1 protein-coding gene is annotated in these 536 nt (G+C 64.6%); it reads left to right on the forward strand.

Annotated features, from left to right (window positions below):
* The first annotated feature begins 182 nt into the window (after positions 1-182).
* Positions 183-479, forward strand: coding sequence for a DUF1942 domain-containing protein (locus MSZK_RS21680; RefSeq protein ID WP_158230617.1), 297 nt, complete (start codon positions 183-185; stop codon positions 477-479).
* The last annotated feature ends 57 nt before the right edge of the window (positions 480-536 follow it).

Below are 536 nucleotides of genomic sequence, written 5' to 3' on the forward strand. Positions count from 1 at the left end.
CCGCACCCGCGAACCCAAACCGCCATCATGAGTGTCAGCGATGTCCCAAGACATAAGTGTCAGCGATGTCCCGAGACACCACAGTTCGCTCAGCGGCGGTTTCCGCGCCGAAATCGCCGAGATCACCGGAGTTCGTGTCGCGGTTTTCTGCCGTTCACCCGGTGTCCATAGCGTCTGCGCGCATGAGGATGAAAGCGGCGGCGCTGGCCGCAGCAGTGAGCCTGTCGGTCGTGCTGGCCCCCGTCGCAGCGGCTGATCCGAGCGTGGACACGTTCGGCGGTTGGAACCACCTTGTCGACAACGGCGGCGCGGTGATCACCGTCTGGAAGGTCAGCGATCTCAAGCCCAGCACCGACACCATTCCCGGTTACCCGGTGGCGGGCACGCTGTGGGAGGCCACCGCCAAGGTGCGCGCCGCCAAGGGCAGCGTCACGCCCATCATCCCGGACCTTAGGTCCCTAGTCGATCGGCGTTCGTGACGTTCTCGGATGGTCTATTCGCCCAGTGTGACGAACGGGCGGTATGTGTGCGTTCGC

The organism is Mycobacterium sp. shizuoka-1, assembly GCF_002723835.1.
Lineage (GTDB): Bacteria > Actinomycetota > Actinomycetes > Mycobacteriales > Mycobacteriaceae > Mycobacterium.

Bases quoted from the DNA above. Each gene is read 5' to 3' on its own strand.
- MSZK_RS21680 (WP_158230617.1), top strand. From the start codon at position 183: ATGAGGATGAAAGCGGCGGCGCTGGCCGCAGCAGTGAGCCTGTCGGTC.